General features: G+C 67.1%; 10 protein-coding genes. 9 read left to right on the plus strand and 1 reads right to left on the minus strand.

From position 1 onward, the window contains the following. The first annotated feature begins 168 nt into the window (after window positions 1–168). Genes ACQEU8_RS35755 through ACQEU8_RS35795 form a run of 9 tightly spaced genes read left to right on the plus strand, consistent with a single transcriptional unit; the run spans window position 169 to window position 13,923 of the window. Entirely contained in the window at window positions 169–732 is a 564-nt protein-coding gene (locus tag ACQEU8_RS35755) for a hypothetical protein (protein ID WP_433109013.1), read from the plus strand. After that, entirely contained in the window at window positions 729–1,055 is a 327-nt protein-coding gene (locus ACQEU8_RS35760; RefSeq protein ID WP_433109015.1) for a hypothetical protein, read from the plus strand. The genes ACQEU8_RS35755 and ACQEU8_RS35760 overlap by 4 nt, the downstream gene beginning before the upstream one ends. Window positions 1,056–1,061: 6 nt before the next feature. Further along, the gene (locus tag ACQEU8_RS35765) at window positions 1,062–1,817 is read left to right on the plus strand and encodes a hypothetical protein (RefSeq protein WP_433109017.1); all 756 of its coding nucleotides are present in this window, start codon (window positions 1,062–1,064) and stop codon (window positions 1,815–1,817) included. Next, window positions 1,759–3,636: a hypothetical protein gene (locus tag ACQEU8_RS35770; protein ID WP_433109019.1), complete on the plus strand. Its 1,878-nt coding sequence runs from the start codon at window positions 1,759–1,761 to the stop codon at window positions 3,634–3,636. Before ACQEU8_RS35765 ends, ACQEU8_RS35770 begins: the two co-directional genes overlap by 59 nt. 3 nt (window positions 3,637–3,639) lie before the next feature. Continuing rightward, on the plus strand, window positions 3,640–5,169 hold the full coding sequence (locus ACQEU8_RS35775; protein WP_433109021.1) for an SCO6880 family protein: 1,530 nt from the start codon (window positions 3,640–3,642) through the stop codon (window positions 5,167–5,169). After that, window positions 5,169–6,725 carry a type VI secretion protein gene (locus tag ACQEU8_RS35780; protein WP_433109023.1) on the plus strand — a complete coding sequence of 519 codons (1,557 nt, stop codon included), beginning with the start codon at window positions 5,169–5,171 and terminating at the stop codon, window positions 6,723–6,725. Before ACQEU8_RS35775 ends, ACQEU8_RS35780 begins: the two co-directional genes overlap by 1 nt. Next, window positions 6,725–8,461 (plus strand): type IV secretory system conjugative DNA transfer family protein, encoded by a 1,737-nt coding sequence (locus ACQEU8_RS35785; protein WP_433109025.1) that lies wholly within the window; start codon window positions 6,725–6,727, stop codon window positions 8,459–8,461. The genes ACQEU8_RS35780 and ACQEU8_RS35785 overlap by 1 nt, the downstream gene beginning before the upstream one ends. Beyond that, window positions 8,454–9,014 (plus strand): hypothetical protein, encoded by a 561-nt coding sequence (locus ACQEU8_RS35790; RefSeq protein WP_433109027.1) that lies wholly within the window; start codon window positions 8,454–8,456, stop codon window positions 9,012–9,014. The genes ACQEU8_RS35785 and ACQEU8_RS35790 overlap by 8 nt, the downstream gene beginning before the upstream one ends. 49 nt (window positions 9,015–9,063) lie before the next feature. Then, the gene (locus ACQEU8_RS35795) at window positions 9,064–13,923 is read left to right on the plus strand and encodes a hypothetical protein (RefSeq protein WP_433109029.1); all 4,860 of its coding nucleotides are present in this window, start codon (window positions 9,064–9,066) and stop codon (window positions 13,921–13,923) included. Window positions 13,924–14,249: 326 nt separating this feature from the next. On the opposite strand, the gene ACQEU8_RS35800 is transcribed toward ACQEU8_RS35795, so the two are convergent. Continuing rightward, on the minus strand, window positions 14,250–16,877 hold the full coding sequence (locus ACQEU8_RS35800) for a hypothetical protein (RefSeq protein ID WP_433109030.1): 2,628 nt from the start codon (window positions 16,875–16,877) through the stop codon (window positions 14,250–14,252). Window position 16,878: the final 1 nt, after the last annotated feature.

Genomic DNA, 16,878 nt, shown 5'->3' on the forward strand with positions numbered 1-16,878 from the left:
TCTCCGTGGCCGTACTGGGCCGCAGAGCCCGGCACGGGACTGGCATCCATCCCTCCGGACCAGCCCGCCTCCCGGCAGCGCATCCAGGACGCTGCCGCGCGGTGCCCGGCACCGGCAGGCCGCTCCTGGCACGTACTGACGGACCATCAGAAGTGGAGCGGCCCCCCGTTGCCGCTGCCTGATGACCCTGCCGCCTGGCACCAACTCGCAGCAGCCGGCGGCTGGCAGGTTGCCGTCGCCGACACCGGCAACGCCATGGCTCACGACGTCATCGCGACCCGGTGCGCCGGGCACGCCGGACAGACGGCCGCCTGGTGCGCGCTGCCGTTCTGCATTCCCGTTCTCTGCACGGCGGCCACCGGGCCGGGCGTACTGGCCCTCCAACTCGCAGTGAAAGCAGCTGTAGCAGAGGGGCTACCACTGCAGCGGATGGTCATCGCCCTGGCCAAGACCGCGGAGGGCCGCCTGCCCTCCCCCGTCCGGGCCGCCGCAGCAATGCTCCGCTCCCATGTCTACGCCGTGGTCACCATTCCGTACGATCCACACATCCGCACATACGGGATGAGTGACGCACATCGCATCAGGCCGAAGACTCTCGCGGCCGGCAACGACCTCGCACGAGCAGTTCTCGCCTCCGCCCACCAGGTGTGGGGCGATCCGCTTCCGGCGGCCCTTGCGCCTGCCCCTTTGTCCTCCAGCCCCCATGTTGCTTCCGGAAAGGTCCCCGCATGAGCCAGATGATGGAAACGCTTAACTTCCTCGCCGCAAAGAAGCCGAAGAACCCGATCCCCGGCTTCAATCCGGAGCTGCCCGGGGCCCTCTCGGGCCCCACCGGAACGATTCTGAGCTGGACGGCCGGTGTCGGCCTGGCCATGGCGGTCCTGGGGGGCCTCTCCGGCTGGGCGTGCGTGGCGATCGGGCACAACAGCGAACGCGGCGGTCTCGCGGCCCGGGGGAAGCAGGCGGTCGTGTGGAGCCTGATATCCGGCATGGGGATCGGAGTGACCTACAGCCTGGTGTGGACCTTCTTCAGGCTGTCGCAGGGCCAGGGCTGAGCGTTCATGGATTACCGGTCCAAGGCCCGGCGTGCCTGGCTGCGTCTGGTCGCGCTGGGCGTCGCAGTCGCCGCCATCGTGGTCGGCGGCGGTGTCCTGGCCGTCAACAGCGCCGGGGACAGCGCCTCCTCCGCCCCGCGGACAAAGCCCTCCTCGGGGCGCAGCAAGGCGAACGGTCCGGCTCCCGGCGGGAAGAGGTACACCCCTGCAACCGCCCGTTCCGCACGGATAGTGAAGCCGCGGTCTGCGAAGAACGGCATCGGCATCGACTTCCCCCACACCGCGGTCGGCGCCACCTCGGCGGCAGTCTCGTACTGGACGGATCTGAGCTACATCGACGACCAAGCCGCCGAGCGGCAGTTGCGAACCATCGCCGTCAGCCCCTCGGACCCGGTGGTGCGCGACATGGTCTCCAGCGTCCGCAAGCTGCGTGAATCAGTGGGGCTGCCACCCTCCGGGGGGCCTCCGAACGAAATCACCTTCACCACCCAGGTCAAGGCTGTCCAAGCCCGCAGCCTCGACTCCCAGGGAAACGTCATCGGGGTGTGGATGAACTTCGACCGCTACGCCACCATCCCCGACAAGGAATCCGGCGGCCCCCTCAAAGACCAGCAGGACTACCTGATCGTGACCTGGCGTGACGGCGACTGGAAGGTCACCCAGGCACCGGAGTGGGAGCGGAAGCTGCCAGAACCGCGCAGCTATGACCCGGACAGCTTCGCCGCGTTCGAGGACGGTTGGCGGGAGGTCACCAATGTCTAGAACACTCGCCCGGCTGGGCGCCCTGCTGGGCGCCGTCCTCGTCGCGCTGGCGGTGCTGGCCACGCCCGCCTACGCGGAGACCATGCCAGGGGACCCCATCCCCAAGGAACTGAAAGAGCGTGCGGCCGGCCGCACCATCGGCGTCAACACCGAAAACAACCAATACTGCATTGTCGGGGAAGACAACTGCCGCTGGCCTCAGGACTGTGAGGTTCCCGGCGGGCCCTGCCGCAATAAGAAAGCCGACGACCCGGCCGAGCGCGAGGCTGCCAGGTACCTGAAGGAGGAGGGAGTCAGCCCCGAGGATTCGCACTACCAAAGCACCAAGCGCTTCCTGGCCAATTGCGTGCGGGAACATGGCAGCATCGACAAGTGCATGGTCGCGGACCTCGACGATCAGAAGTCGCTGCTCGAACAGTGGACTGAGGGGAAGATCTCCGAGGCTGCGTCGGACGCGCTCCAGGAGGCCGCCGGCGCCGTCGGGAACGGCGTCGTATGGCTCGTCAAACAGTTCGCCAACATCTTCAACAAGACCTCCGTCATCACTCTGTCGAAGACCGGAATCGGCCCGATGATGGGCGTCATGACGGCGGTATCCGCCCTGGTGGCCGCGTTCCTGCTGCTCATCCAGTTCGGAAAACTGGCCGTGTCGCAGCAGGCCGCCCCGGCGGTCACCGCGATCACCGGCCTGGCCAAGTGGGGGGTGATCCTGGCCGTCTACGTAACGGCGACCCAGGTCGCCCTCAACTGGTCGGACACCTTCAGCACGGCCCTGATCAACTACACCTTCAACGATGGGCACGGCTCGGGTAAGGACGCCAGCGCCGCGATGAAGGCACAGCTGACGGGGGCGTTCGCCGGCCTGATCGGTGGCAGCGGTACGGTAACGGCCGGGGCCGGCGCGCTGGTCACCGGCAGCGGTTTCGTGCCCGCCGCCGTCGGCTTCGTCATCGTCGTCGGCATCCTGTGCATCCTGGCGATCGCCGCCCTGTGGCTCGAGATGCAAATCCGGCAGGCAGGAATCATGATCCTGCTCATCGTGATGCCCCTCGCCCTGGCGGGGCAGATCGCTGACGCGACGAACGAGTGGTGGCCCAAAGCCCGCAATGCGCTGATCTCGCTGATCCTCATGAAGCCTGTGATCGTCCTGTGCTTCTGCATCGGCTTCTCCTCGATCGAGTACAGCGACGGCACCGGCAACGTCATTGTCGGCCTGCTGATCTTCCTGCTGGCCTGCTTCGCCTGGCCGGCCCTGGCGAAGTTCATGACGTTCACCACCGTCGGCACCGGCTCGAGTGCCGCCTCGGGCATGCTCAGCTCGATCGGCTCCTCGGTCTCCAGCTACTTCGGCCAGCCGACGTCGGGTCAGAGCGGTGCGGGATCGTCCGGTGGGGGCAGCGGCTTCACCCAGGCCCTGGAGTCCGAGAACGAGAGCGGTGCGGGCGGCGGCGGCGGTGGAGGCTCCTCCTGGGCCAAGAAGCTCATGGGGTCCCAATTCCAACAGGGTGCCGGTTTCAAGGCGAACGCCAAGGGAGCGCTCAAGGCATCCAAGGGAACCGTCGGCATGGGCATGCAGGTTGCTGCCATGGGCAAGGACGTGCTGGAGAGTACCGCAGGGAACGTCGCCGCCCATGCCGGTCTCGACCACGCGGCCCAGGGCGGGCGCCACACCGTCACCCCCGATCGCGGAAGGGAAGGGTCGGAGGAAGCGGCTCCCCCACCCGCACCGGCCCCCATGCAAGAGCAGGGTCCCTCCCCGTTGGAAGGCCCGCGGCCCACGCCGCCCGCACCCCAACCCCAGAATCCGGAAGGGGACTGATCCGTGACGACCACCGAGCCTGCCACCTACGGCGGTTGGCAGTCGGAACGCAGCGGGTTCATCGGCAATCTCAGCGGCCCCGGATTCACGCTGGTCGCCGCGGCGTCCGTGATCGCCCTGATCCCGCTCTACAGCCAGTCCTTCTCCAGCGCATTCTTCGCCCTTCCGGTGGCGGCCGTGCTCCTGCTGCTCGCGTACGGACGCGTGCTGGGGCTGACGGCCGACCAGTGGATCGTCCTCGCAGTAAGGCACCAGATCGCCGTGGCCACCAGCAGAAACCTGTTCTTCTCCGGCATCTTCGCCCCCCGTACCAAGGACGGGGACCAGCCCATGGATCTGCCGGGCACCCTGGCCCGGCTGCATCTGCTGGAGGCCCCCGACGGCCTCGGCGGGCAACTGGGCATCATGCACAACCCCGTCGACAACACCTACACCGCCGTCTGCCGCCTGACCCACCCCGGGCTGGCGCTCGTCGACACCGAGCGGCAGAACACCAGGGTCGGCGCCTGGGCCGCCGTACTGCGCAGCCACTGTAAGGAGGACGGCGTCATCACCCGGATCGGCGTCCACCAGCGCTCCCTCCCGGACGACGGCGCCGCGCTGCGCTCCTGGACGGAGCGGCACATCTCCCAGGACGCCCCGGCCCCCGCGGTGGAGGCCCTGGACCAGTTGATGGCGGGCGCCGGGCCGGCGGCCACCATCCGGGAGACCTATCTGGCCGTGACCCTCTCCGCGTTCCGCGCCCGGCTGGCGATCAAGGGCGCGGGCGGCGGACAGCGCGGCGCCGCCGCCGTGCTGGTGCGCGAACTCAACGCCATGCAACCCGCGCTGAGCAGCGCGGGGCTCCAGGTCAAGGAGTGGCTCACCCCGCGCGGGGTGGCGCAGACGATCCGTACCGCCTACGACCCGGAAGCGCATGTGGTGCTCGCCGAGCGCAACGAGGCAGCCTCCACCGTTCCCGGGTGGCAGGGCACCCCCCGCGGCGTCGACCCGGAAGTGGCCGGCCCGGCGGCGGCCGAGACCCAGTGGGGCGTCTACCGGCACGACGGCGCATGGACCGTCAGCTACCAGGTGCGCGGCTTCCCGCAGAGCGAGGTGTACGCGACGTTCCTGCAGCCGCTGCTGCGGCCCCGGTCCAATGCCCGGCGTTCGCTGTCGGTCGTCTACGAGCCGATCGGCCCTGCCAAGGCACGCAAGGAACTGGCCAGGGAGAAGACCAAGCGGGAAGCGGCGCGCGGGCTGCGGGCCAAGACCGGCCGGTCGGAGAGCGAGGACGAGCGGCGCGAGGCGATGACCGCGCGCGCCCAGGACATGGCCCGCGCAGCGGGCCACGGCGTGGTGCGGCTCACCGCGCTGGTCGCGGTCACCGTCGTCGACGTGGACGAGCTGGAGATTGCCTGCGCCGATCTCCAGGCGGACGCCTCGGCCGCCGGGCTGGAGCTGCGGCGGGTGTGGGGCGCGCAGGACGACGCGTTCGCGGCCTCCGCGCTGCCGCTCGCCCAGGGACTGCCGGAGCGGCGGGTGGGCATCTGATGGGCCTCTTCCGCCGCCGCGATCTGAAGGGCGACTCGCTGCTCAAGGCCGAGGCCGTCGCGGACCTGTTCCCCCCCGGCGGGCAGACCGACGCCCCGGCCCGGAACCCGCAGCTCAGCGCCCGCGAACAGCGCCGCACCCGGCTGCTGGAGGACCCGGCAGCCGCGATGCGGGTCGCCCCGCGCAAAGGCTGGAACCAGCCCCTCGCCGGGCGGGCCGCCTCGATCAACAAAGCGGAGGTCTTCCGCTCGGACACCTCGCAGGCCAGCGGCATCTATCCCTTCCTGCACGGGGCTTCGCTGCCCTCGATCGGGGTCTACGTCGGCTGGAACACCCTCACCCAACAGGCGTTCAGCGCCCACCCGACCGCATGGGTCAGCGAGGGGCTGTGCACCAACCCCAACGTGATGATCACGGGCATCCCCGGCTCCGGGAAGAGCGCGCACATCAAAGCGCTGGCCTTCCGCATGATGGCGCTCGGTCACCGCACGCTGATCGCGGGTGACGTCAAGGGCGAATACGCACAGCTGAGCCGCCACTTGGGGGTCGAGCCCGTCCGGCTCGGCCCCGGCATGCCCGGACGGCTCAACCCGCTGGACGCGGGCCCGCTCGGCTACGAACTGGAAAAGACGACCGACCGCGAGACGTACAAGTCCCGGCTCCAGGAGATCCACCGTCGCCGCCTGACGCTGCTCAAGGCGCTGCTGGAACTCCAGCTCCGGCGGAACCTGACCCCGCAGGAAGAAGAGTGCCTGGATGTCGCGGTACGGGAGGTGACCGGCGAGCTGCACGGCGGGGACCACCTGCGGATACCGACCCTTCCGCTGGTCTACGAAAAGCTGAAGGACCCCACCACCCAGATGGCCGGCGAGATGCGGGTCCGCGGCAACGACGTGCAGCTCGCCCGCGAACAGATGGCCTCGCTGCGCGCCGCCCTCGGCGGCATGATCACCGGCCATCTGGCAGGGCTGTTCGACAAGGAGACCTCGATCGGCCTGGACTGGGACGCCCCCATTCAGTCGGTCGACGTCTCCGCCCTGGAGTCGTACGGGGACGACACCATCGCCATGGTGCTCACCTGTGTCTCCTCCTGGGCGCAGAGCGCCATCGACCGCCCCGGCAACCGCCCTTGGCTGGTCGTCCGCGACGAGCTGTGGCGTCAGCTGCGCAGCGGCGGCTCGGCCATGGTCCGCAAGATCGACGCGGACCTGCGGCTGAGCCGGGCGACCGGCACCATCCAGGTCCTGGCCACCCACCGGCTCTCCGACTTCGAGGCGGTCGGCTCTGCCGGCTCCGAGGCGGTGGCCATCGCCAAGGACTTGATTGCCAGCTGCGAGACCCGCATCCAGCTCGCCCAGGACACCGCCCCTCTCAACCTCACCCGTGAGGCGATCGGCCTCACCGACGCCGAGTGTGACCTGATCGCCTCCTGGGGCGCGGGGCAGCGCGGCCGGGCCCTGTGGAAAGTGGGCCGCGGCAGCGGGCATGCGGTGCAGCTGATGCTCTCCCAGATCGAGCAGCAGCTCTTCGAGACCGACGAACGGATGGTGATGTGATGTCCCAGCGATCGGGCACAGGAGACCTGTCCGACGGCACCGTCCTGGCCGTCTACGCGGCGGGCCTGTCGGCCATGGTGGGCGTATCGGTCCTGCTGGCCGCCCCGTTGGCCGCGACGCTGGTCGGACTGGGATGGGCCGACCGCACCTCGGGGGTCGTCCCCACGGTGCTGAGCGCCCTGATCCAAGGTCCCGGGTCCGCCTTCAGCCCCGCCCCGCCGGCCTGGCTCTTCTATCTGCTCTTCGTGCTGCTGATGACGGGGCTGATGCTGCTGGTGATCAAGCTGGTCTCCATGGTGCGCTTCAACCACACCGGCGGCGCCCAGTGGGGTGGCCGCAAGACCGAGAAGGAGCTGACCGCGCCGGAGGCCCCGGTCAAGCGGTCCGGGCGGATCACCGCGGGCCGCGGCCAGGGCACCAACAAGCTGGTCGCCACCGAGCCGAACATCTCCGCCACTGTCTTCGGTGTCCCCGGCAGCAGCAAGACGACCGGACTGGTACTGCCCAACGCGGCGGAGTGGCAGGGCCCGTTGGTCGTCACCACCACCAAGGCCGCCGACCTGGACGTCATCTACGCCCGCCGCCGCGCGCTGGGCCCGGTCTGGGTCATCGCGCCCGCCGGCATCCCCGGCCGCGAGACCAACCACTGGTCCCCCATCGACTACTGCACCGACGCCAAGTCCGCCGAGCGGATGGCCGCCTGGATGGCCGAAGCCTCCTCCTCCGGCAACGACAAACGCGCAGCCCCGTGGGTCGACCAGGCCCGCAACGTCCTCAAGGGCGTGCTGCTGGCCTCCCACCTCAACGGCGGCGGAGTCAACGACATGCGCCGCTGGCTGTCGCTGGGCAAGGACGCCGTCGATCACGTACGCGCCGTGCTGCTGGCCCACGATTTCCAGGAGACGGCCGACGACTACGCCTCCCCCTGGCTGCGGCTGCACGAGGACGGCATCGGCTCCATCCAGTTCACCCTCAACGTCCTGGCCCGGGTCTACGCGGATGAGGAAGTACGCGAGACCAGCTCCAAGACCGACTTCACCGTCGAGGAACTGCTGGACCAGAACGGCACCGTGTGCCTGATCGCCTCCGAGGCCGACGCCGAGCGCTTCGCCCCGCTGCTGACCTCGCTGGTCGCCTCGATCATCCACGGCGCCGAGGCCCGCTACAACTCCACCGGCATCGCCCTCGACCCGGCCCTGGGCGTGATGGTCGACGAGGCCGGCAACATGCTGCGCTACCCGCGGCTGCCCAACATCCTCACCACCGGCCGCGGTATGGGCATCAGCCTGCTGACCGTCTGGCACGACCTGTCCCAGCTGCGCGAGAGCCTCGGCCAGCAGAAGGCCAACACCGTGCTGTCCGCCTCCGGAATGCGCATGCTGCTGCCCGGCTGCGGTGACCTGGAGACCCTGCGCTACTTCAACGGCCTGTACGGACGCACCGAAGTCCGCCGCGAATCCACCACCCGCGGGCGCGGCGGCGACCACTCGACTCAGATGTCCATCGCCGAGGTCGACCTGGCCCCGGTCCATGAGCTCCAGCAGCTGCCCAAGTTCACCGCTATCGCGCAGTACACGAACCTGCCGCCGGTCAAGGTGAAAATGCGGCTGACCTTCCGCGACAAGGACCTGAAGAAACTGCTGGCCGCTCCCGAGAAGGCCGGGATATCACTGGAGAAGAACACCGAGAACAACCCGCCGGCCGGCACGACCCCTCTGGAGGCCGCTGATGTCTGAGTACGCGACGGAACGTCTGGGCGAGAGCCTTGACAGCAGCTTCGGCGACAGCCTGGAGGACCCGTCTTCCCTGTGGCCCGACCTCCCCGATCTGGACGACGACGAAGAGGAGGCCGCCTCCTACGGCTGGGTCTGGATGGCCATGACACCGGCCGAACGACGCACCAAAATGCGGGAGTTGGCCGAATGGGTCGAGTGGGTGCGCCGCACCTTCGAACTGCACAACAACATCCCCCCGTGCTGGTACCGCCACCCCCCGGTCCGCGAACACCTCACCGCCCTGTACGCGGCCTGGGTCCGCTCCTACTGCCAGCCCACCCCCGGCCGCGACCTCGCCGAAGCCGAATGGATCTCCACCCTCCACGGCTTCCTCCCCCATCTCCAGGTCGCCAGCTGCGCCAACGGCACCCACCACGACCCCCCGCCGCGCCCGGCCCCCCGCCCCGAAGCCGAAGAAGCCTTCGAGGACTACCTGACCACCTCCGACTTCGGCACCGCCGACGGCACCCACCCTGCCGAGGCTGAGGCACTGCGGCAGGCAGCGGGGTTCTGAACGGGGCTCTGTGGGCTCCCTTTTGACACGTATTTCGAGGAGTTTCTAAATGACAGAGCAGGCTGTGGCAGCCGTGCAGGCAGACATCATCCAGATGCTGAATGATGTCTGTGACCAATTCGAGAAGCCCTCCACGCAGGCACGCGTACGGAAGCTGCTGCGCGATCCGCTCTCGGACCTGGAAAAGACATGGAACAGTGCACGGGAGCTCGGTGAGCCCGCCAAGTCTCCCCCTGCTGACGAGCCACCCGACAAAGAGGCTCTCACCGATGCCCTGGGCAAAGTCGTAAAGCACGTCAACGACCTACGCGAAAATCCGCAGCTCGCCCACCTGCTCCCCAATCCGTTGTGGAAGGAGTGGAAGCAGGCCCGCTCGGCGCATTTCAAATGGGAGTTCGCACTCCGCGAGCTGGCCGATACCCCGAAAATGGAGGGCAAGCAAAAAGAGGACTGGCAGAAGCTTCTTTCCTACACCGCAGGGGAACGCGACGCCACCTTTGCCCGTCTCTCCCGCGCAATGTTCGGCGAGCTGACGAAAGAGGAAGAACACAAACAGGCCGTCGAGCCACTCGCCGAGGCGCTGAAGGAGGTGAGTCACGCCGCGGGGTACAGCCTGACGGCGCAGGAACCATCACGAAGCCGACGGCAGTTCCGGAGCCACCCGGCACGACAGCAGAAGAAACCACCACAGAGCAAGCTGGCGAATCAGCAAGCGGTGGACAGGTGGGAGTCCCAGGAGGTGGCGGCCAAGGCCCATAACAGCCTCGAAGGCGAATTGCGCCGGCGCAGAAGCAAGTGGGACCGACTCTATTCAGACCTGGCGACGGCATGCACCATCGCGAAAGTAGTCGACGAAGGCGAGTTGTTCGAAACCAATGAGCGGCCGGCAAGGGCCGAATTGGGCACCGCCCTGGGGGACGTCCTCGAAAATCCCGCCGACGTTCTGCAAGGCAATAAGCTGTTTGAAAAGCTCGAACACACCCACAAGCTGAAGGAGCGGTTGCAGACCACCGTCCAGTCGATCCTGGCAGACGTCTGGGAAGACCACATCCAGGGTGAACCGGCATGGCAGGAGTGGTGGGCCTACGTTGAGAAGGAAACCAGCGCAGCTGTCGGCCGTTACGCCCACGAACTCACCCGTCAACTGAGCAAGGAACGCGACCGTCTATTGCAGGAGGAGGGGCGCGAGGACGAGCAGACCGACAAGGCTGTCAACGCGCTGGAGAAACTCAGCCACATAGCGGCGGGATACAGCCTGCGCTCCACGGAGGATCTGCCCATTCCCACCGCGGATGCGCTGACAATTGAAACAGCGCCACACAAGCGCTACCCCGGATACGGGCCGCACGGAGGTGCGATACGGGAACCGGCAGACGGGGCCCTCATCCAGCAGGCGATCAACGAGGGCGCCGAACGCGTCGTCAAGGCACTCGAGCCATGGCAACAGACCGGCATGGAACAGCAGCTCGGCAAAGACCTGCCGGATCAGCTCTCAGCGTTCTTGACCGAGTGGGAGAACCGCCCTGCCGACCTGATGCAAGGACTCGGCGAGGCACAGGACTTGCTCTCTTCTGCCCTGGAGCAGAACCGTCCCACGGATCTCGCGGAATGGGTCGGCCAGGCCAGGAGGGGCGCGCTCTGGTACTTCAAAATGGCGGACCATGCCTACAAACTCGCGGAGGAGGCCGACAAGCTCGCGAAGAAGCCCCGCGAGATCGAGCAGGGCTCTCCCGACCCCTACTCGCCCGAGAACATCCAATCGCTCATCGATTTCGGCAGCTCCCTCAACGAACACGCCTCGCGCCTGGCTCGCACCCTGCCCCCCGGAAACAATCCGGATGCCCAGCCCTTCGCAACGCCACACGATGCGCGGTTGGCCCGCGAGGAGCTGAGAGGGCTGCTCGTCGAATGGGCGGGCTTCGAATTGCAGGACAACAAGTGGGTCCAGGTGACAGTTCCCCACCGGAGCGCGGCGGTGGACGAGCTGGTCAATGCCATGAGGGCGCAGATGCCGTTCTCTCTCGGGGAGAAAAAGGCCGAGAGCGCGACACCCAGAGAGTACGGGCGTTTGCCGGCCTCCGGGGAGAACAAGGCCGACTTCGAGACACGCGGAGGCGATACGGTCGAATATGACGGGCGGGATGACGGATCCCAGCACGACAGGTGGGGGGCGTACGACTATGACCAGAACGGCGCCAGCTACGACGTAATCAAGATCGCCAAGGCCGCGCAGGCGGTGCTGGACGAGAGCCACACCACGGACAAGGAAAGGGATTTGCTCCGCCGAGCGGTGGACCTCGCGACCAATAACGCCTCGCGGCTGCACCAGGCACCCGTTTCCTCATCCATCGTCCCGGAAAAACCCACAGTCCGCCAGGTTGCCGCGAACGCCGCCGCGTTGGCTCCGCAATCCCCGAAGCCTTCTGAGATCGGGGAAACAGCGGAAGAACGCTACCCCGGATACGGGCCGCACGAGGGGGCGATACGGGAACCGGCAGACGGGGCCCTCATCCAGCAGGCGATCAACGAGGGCGCCGAACGCGTCGTCAAGGCATTCGAGCCATGGCAACAGACTGTGGCAGAGCAGTTCCACAATGACCTTGCACGCCGGTTCTCTCTGGAATTGCCGGAGCAGTACCGCAACGAACTTGGACTTGCGCCGAGTCTCGAATACCTTGAGGATCAACTCTCGGAATTCTTGGCCGAGTGGGAGAACCGCCCTGTCGACCTGATGCAAGGGTTCGGCGAAGCGCAATTCGGGCTTCACTCCGCCCTCGTGCAGAATCGTCCTGAGGATCTCTCGAAATGGGTCAACCAGGCCAATCAGGGTGCACTCTGGTACTTCGATATGGCGAACCGCGCCTACAGACTTGTGGAGGGAGCCCACAAGCTCGCGGAGAAGCCCCGCTACATCGACGAAGGCTCTCCCGACCCGTACTCACCCGAGAACATTGAATTGCTCCACGAGATCGGCAAAGCCCTCGAGGAACACGGATCACGCCTTTCGCGCACTCTTCCGCCCGGAAACAAGCCGGACGCAGAACCCTACGCAACGCAGGGCGACGCACTGCTGGCCCACCACGAATTGGTCGGGCTGCTCTTCGCATGGCAGAAAGACAGCTCGATGGGCCAGCAGATGATGTCGCTCCAGGACAAGCCGGAGCCGGTGGCCGAACTGATCAACGCCATAAATGCGCAGATGCAGTTCTCCATCGATAGAAATATCGCCAGCGGGTCGAACGAATTTGACCAGTACAGCGAATTCGACCAGTACGGGGCCAGTTACGCAGCGCTCAGGGTCGCGAAGGCCGCGCGGGAAGTGCTGGACTGGAAATCGGCAGGCGAGGCACTTCCCGGAGCGCTGCCCTATTCCTCGGAAGAGGTAAGGGCCCTGGCCACAGCCCACTTCCCGGAAGAAGAAAAGGCCATGCTCCGCCAAGCCGTGGCCCTCGGGACCGAAAGTGCCACGCGGCTGAACATGGCGCCCATTTCGCTATCCGTCCTCCCGAGTGAACCGAGCCTCTACGATCCTGCACGGGTCCCGCAACCGCCGAAGACCAAGCACGAGAAGGCGGGCGCCGAGCGTAAGTTGAAGCGTGACCAAGTTAAAGCGAACCGTGAACAACGTGAAGCGAAGCGTAAACAAGATGAAGCGGTGCGTGCACTACGTGGGGGACGACCGGAGGAAGTTGATACACAGTCTGGGACAGGACAGCCCAACCCAACGCGCTCGCAACGCCAATCGGACACATGGCGCCCGCCAGGTCCTGTGACAGTGCGGCGGGCAGCACCACAGCAGCAAGTGCCACGGGACCAGCCGCTGCCGCCGGGGCGGAAGCAAACTCAAAGGCAGCAACCACCGCGCCTCATTCATGGTTACGGACCGTACAGAGGGGGGGCCAGGAATAAAGCCGAGTGGAGGGAAACCCTGGCACGGATCGAGAAGGCGTCCCTGGCCATCGACAAACTAATCGATCAGTGGGGCGTCACCGATAAGCGCCAGGAACTCGAGCAGGCCAAGAACGAGGACCTCAAGAAACTCAAAGCTGCGTGCGACAACCGTCCTTCCGCCGACAGGCAGCTAGGACTCCGGGAGGCAGCAGAGCGGTACGGCCAGATCGCGCTCCGGGCCAACAACCTCGCAGATCAGCTCCGCCATGACGCTATGGCCTCTCGCAGGACTATCCCTATCTCGCAGAAGGACATCGATAGCGTCAAAAATCTCTACGCTCTGGCCGATGCCAGCTTCAATCACGCGGCGCTTCTGGCCCGCACTGTGCACGCGGTGCGTCTGGCCCGCACCGTGCCGGAGGAAAAATTTCTGAACGCACGTGCCTACGAAACAGTAAGGGGGAGGAAGGCTGGCGAGACGGAGATGGACAAACGGTGGGCCGCCTTCAAACACACCGACTGGGGCGAGTGGTTGCTCAACCCCAACCAAGGGGCCAACCATCGGGATCCCCTCGTGCAGCAACTCGTTGACGCCTGGGACCGGCGGTCTCCGGTCCCTCACGACGACTGGACAGCGGCCGACAGAATGATCGATGTCGGCAAGGCGGCGAATTCGGTGCTGGAGAAGTACTCCTCGCCCGAATTCGAAGCCCAGCACCCCAACATCAGGGAGTGCAACGAAAAGCTCCGGTCGTTGGCGGAGGGTGCGCCCCAGTTCGCCGTTCGACTGGCCCAGGGGGACAGCTTTCCGAAGTCGCTCATACCGGAAGACCCGGTGGCGAGCCGGGCGAAGAAGTGGGGGCGGAGCCAGTCGCAAAGCCAAAGCTCCGCACAGCACACTCCAGGGGCGCGGCAGCAACAGGCACCCGCCGCGCCGAAGACGGCGCACGGTCCGGGACCGGGGCCTGCGCCGGGGCCGGCTCAGCAGGGGCGCCCGAGGTTCGCGGCCAGGCGCTGATCCGGCCCGTGCTCGATGTCGCCGGCCGGGGGCAGAGGCCGTTTCGACGTGGCGATCAGCCGGGCAACGTACCTGCTCGGCGTCGCCCCCTCAGTGAACGAAGCGGAGCCGCTGCTTCCCGGCCGGCGGGCACAATCTACGGAGCCGCGCTTTCCGGGTTCCGAACGGAAATGATCGATCGATACGAGCTTGATCACCACCCGCCGCGGGCGACTTGGGATGCCCCCAGAACTTACTAAGCGGGAGTTGATACCAGCCTTTTCACAAGGCCATGAGCCTGACGCGGCCGTGCCGGATGCAGCCCCCGCCCGCATCCGGCACGTGACTCAGCTCCTGGTGCCGGCCATGGTCCGCTGCTTCTGCTGCTTCGGCTGCGTCATCTGCTGTGGGGCTTGTGCGGGCTTCAGTCCGTACCCGATGCCAGTACGCGCCAGGCTCGCCTTGTGCTCCTGCGCCTTCTTCTCCTGGAACTTGAGCTTTCCCGGAGAGAGCTTCGCGCGACGCTGGAAATCGGCCAGGACGGTCTGCACGGATTCACCGTGGAATTTCACGTAGTCCTGTGCGCCGGCCTGCAGGTTTTGAAGCTTCTTTGTTTGTGCTTCGTAATCCCTCTTCTCTTCCGCAGTCTTGCCGGGGCCCCGCTGAAGATGATCATTGAGTTCTTGCCGGAGAAACTCGCGCTCCTGGACCGCCTTGCCGACGCTGCGCAGACGGACCATCAGCATGGCTTCCAGATCCTCGGAAGGGGTGAGTTTCAGCGAGCTGTCGGGGCGGACCCGGCCGTCCACGTGCCAAGGCGAGCCCGAGTTCTCGGACTGGCTGTTGAAGGCGGACAAGTCGAAGCCCTTGGACCAACTGAATCGCACGGACCGGGGGTGGATGTCGATGGCCGCACCGACCACCCCGCCCCAGGACTCCGCTGCTTTGTCCGAGCTGGCCCGGAGGACGTCTGCGGTGACTTGCCGGATCTCGTCGTGGTGGGCCCGGTCCTTGGTCGAGGCGGCGAGCCGGGCGAGCCTCGCAAGCGACCGCAGCGACATCTCGTCGCTCAGTTTCGCCTTGCACGCGGTCTCGATCCGCCGATCCGCCCGCTCACCGGGCTGCAGCGGCGCGGAGCTGACCCAGCCGCGCTCGTCCGCCTCGAAAACATGCAGCTCGGCACCGAGCCCTACGGCGCGGCTGGCGCCCTCCGCCAGCTTGTGCCCCGTGGCGAGGGTCTCCATCTCCGAGAAGCGGGGATCGATCTTGGCTGCAAGGTTGTTGAGGGCGCACAGGGGGTCCTGCGTCGCCGCGGCTGCGAAATGGAGGCGGAAGCCGGCCTCGTCGAAGCCCTTCATGTCCTCGGCCAGTGCCTTCGGATCACGGCCGTCCGTGAGCAGGATGGTATTGCTCCCGGAAGCGATGGCCTGCTTGGCAGCCTCCAAGTGCTGGGCCGGTTCCAGCGGCTTGTCAGCGTCACCGAGGATGACAAGTTTGCCCTCACCGAGCTGCTTCTCCGCCAAACCGCGGATCGCATCAGCACCACTTCCTTTGGCACCGGCGACGACGACCAGAACCGGCCGGGGATCCTCCTCGGTCGGCGCGATCTGGAACGGCGGATAAGACGGCTGCCCCGGCCCCGAAAGCGCACTGTCGACAGCATCCCCCGCGGCCTCCAGGGAGCCCTCGGCCGCGTCCCCGCTGCGGGGCGTGGAGGGCCCGGCACCGGCCCCATCCGCGGTACTTGCGTCGTACTTCCGGAGTTTCTCGTCGTACATCCGGAGTGTCTCGTCGATCTCGTCGACGAAAGCTTGCGCGTCGCCCCGGGACCTGGCTACGTTCCTTTCCGCTTCGTTCCGGAGGGCCGTGTCCGCCCCGCCTTCCGGGGGAGTGTCCGCTGAGGCTGCCGCGCTGTCGCCCGAGGGCCCGCCCAGGTCGTCGTACCACCGCTCCCTGTCTTCCGGGGACAAAGACTCCCACCACTCACGCTCGCTGGCGTCCCAGCTCCTCGCGCCCTCTATCGACTCGGGCCTGTTCCCCTCATCGCCCTCGCCGAGCATCCAGTCATCGTTCTCGTCGACGGCAGTTTGCGCATTTGCCCGGGATTCGGAGGTGAGCCTGAGCCTTTCCCGGTCGTTCCGGAGGACCGCGTTGACCGCGCCTTCGAAGCTCACGTCGGCAGAGGATGCGATGTCGTCGCCGAGTGCGCCCTCCACGTTTTCCCCACCCAGCCAGCTGCGCGCCGCTTGCCTGCGCTTCTCAGGTGCGTCCACTTCGTGCAAGGCCACGTGGTCATGGGTCTCCCACATTGCCGCGGAGATGCGCTGGTACCTGCCGAGGAAGTGGAGGGGAGTGAGGTCCATCCTCCTGGCCTCGGCAACCAGGTCGGGGTTGCGCCACAGCATCTGCAACAGCCGCCTCTCATCCTGCAGATGCTGCGCGGAATCGTAGCCCTCGGGAGTAGCGGCCTCGCTGCCGTCGGCTGCCTCGGCGCCGCTCGCCGACTCGGGCTCGCCCGCATCCCCCGCATTCGCGCGCCCCGTGCCTGCCTCGTCTCCCGGAGCGGCGTCCGCAGGGGCTGCGGCGCTGTTGCCCGAGGGCGCGTCCAGGTCATAGTCCAAGTCGTATACCCGCGACCAGTCATCGTCCTCGGGGACGGCCCGGCCCACCGCCGACTCGAGCCCGCCCCTCTCCCCTGTGTTGCGGACCGCGGCCAAGTCGCTATCCAGGGTGGTGTCCGCGGAGGCCACAGTGCTGACGCCCACAGGCCCGTCCGCCTCACCGTCCCCGGCCCCGACCTCGGCCTCCGCCTCCATCGCCCCATCAATATCCGCGGCGACGCCCTCCGGGCCCTCCGTCCGCGCGGGCCCGCCCCTCTCCGCTGCGTTCTGGTCCGCTGCGATCCGGCGGCGCGCGGCCAATTCGCTTTCCGGGGTGTCGGAGGGCCCGCTGTTACGGAATCCATCGGCTGCCATT

Source organism: Streptomyces sp. CA-250714 (genome assembly GCF_050936705.1).
GTDB lineage: Bacteria > Actinomycetota > Actinomycetes > Streptomycetales > Streptomycetaceae > Streptomyces.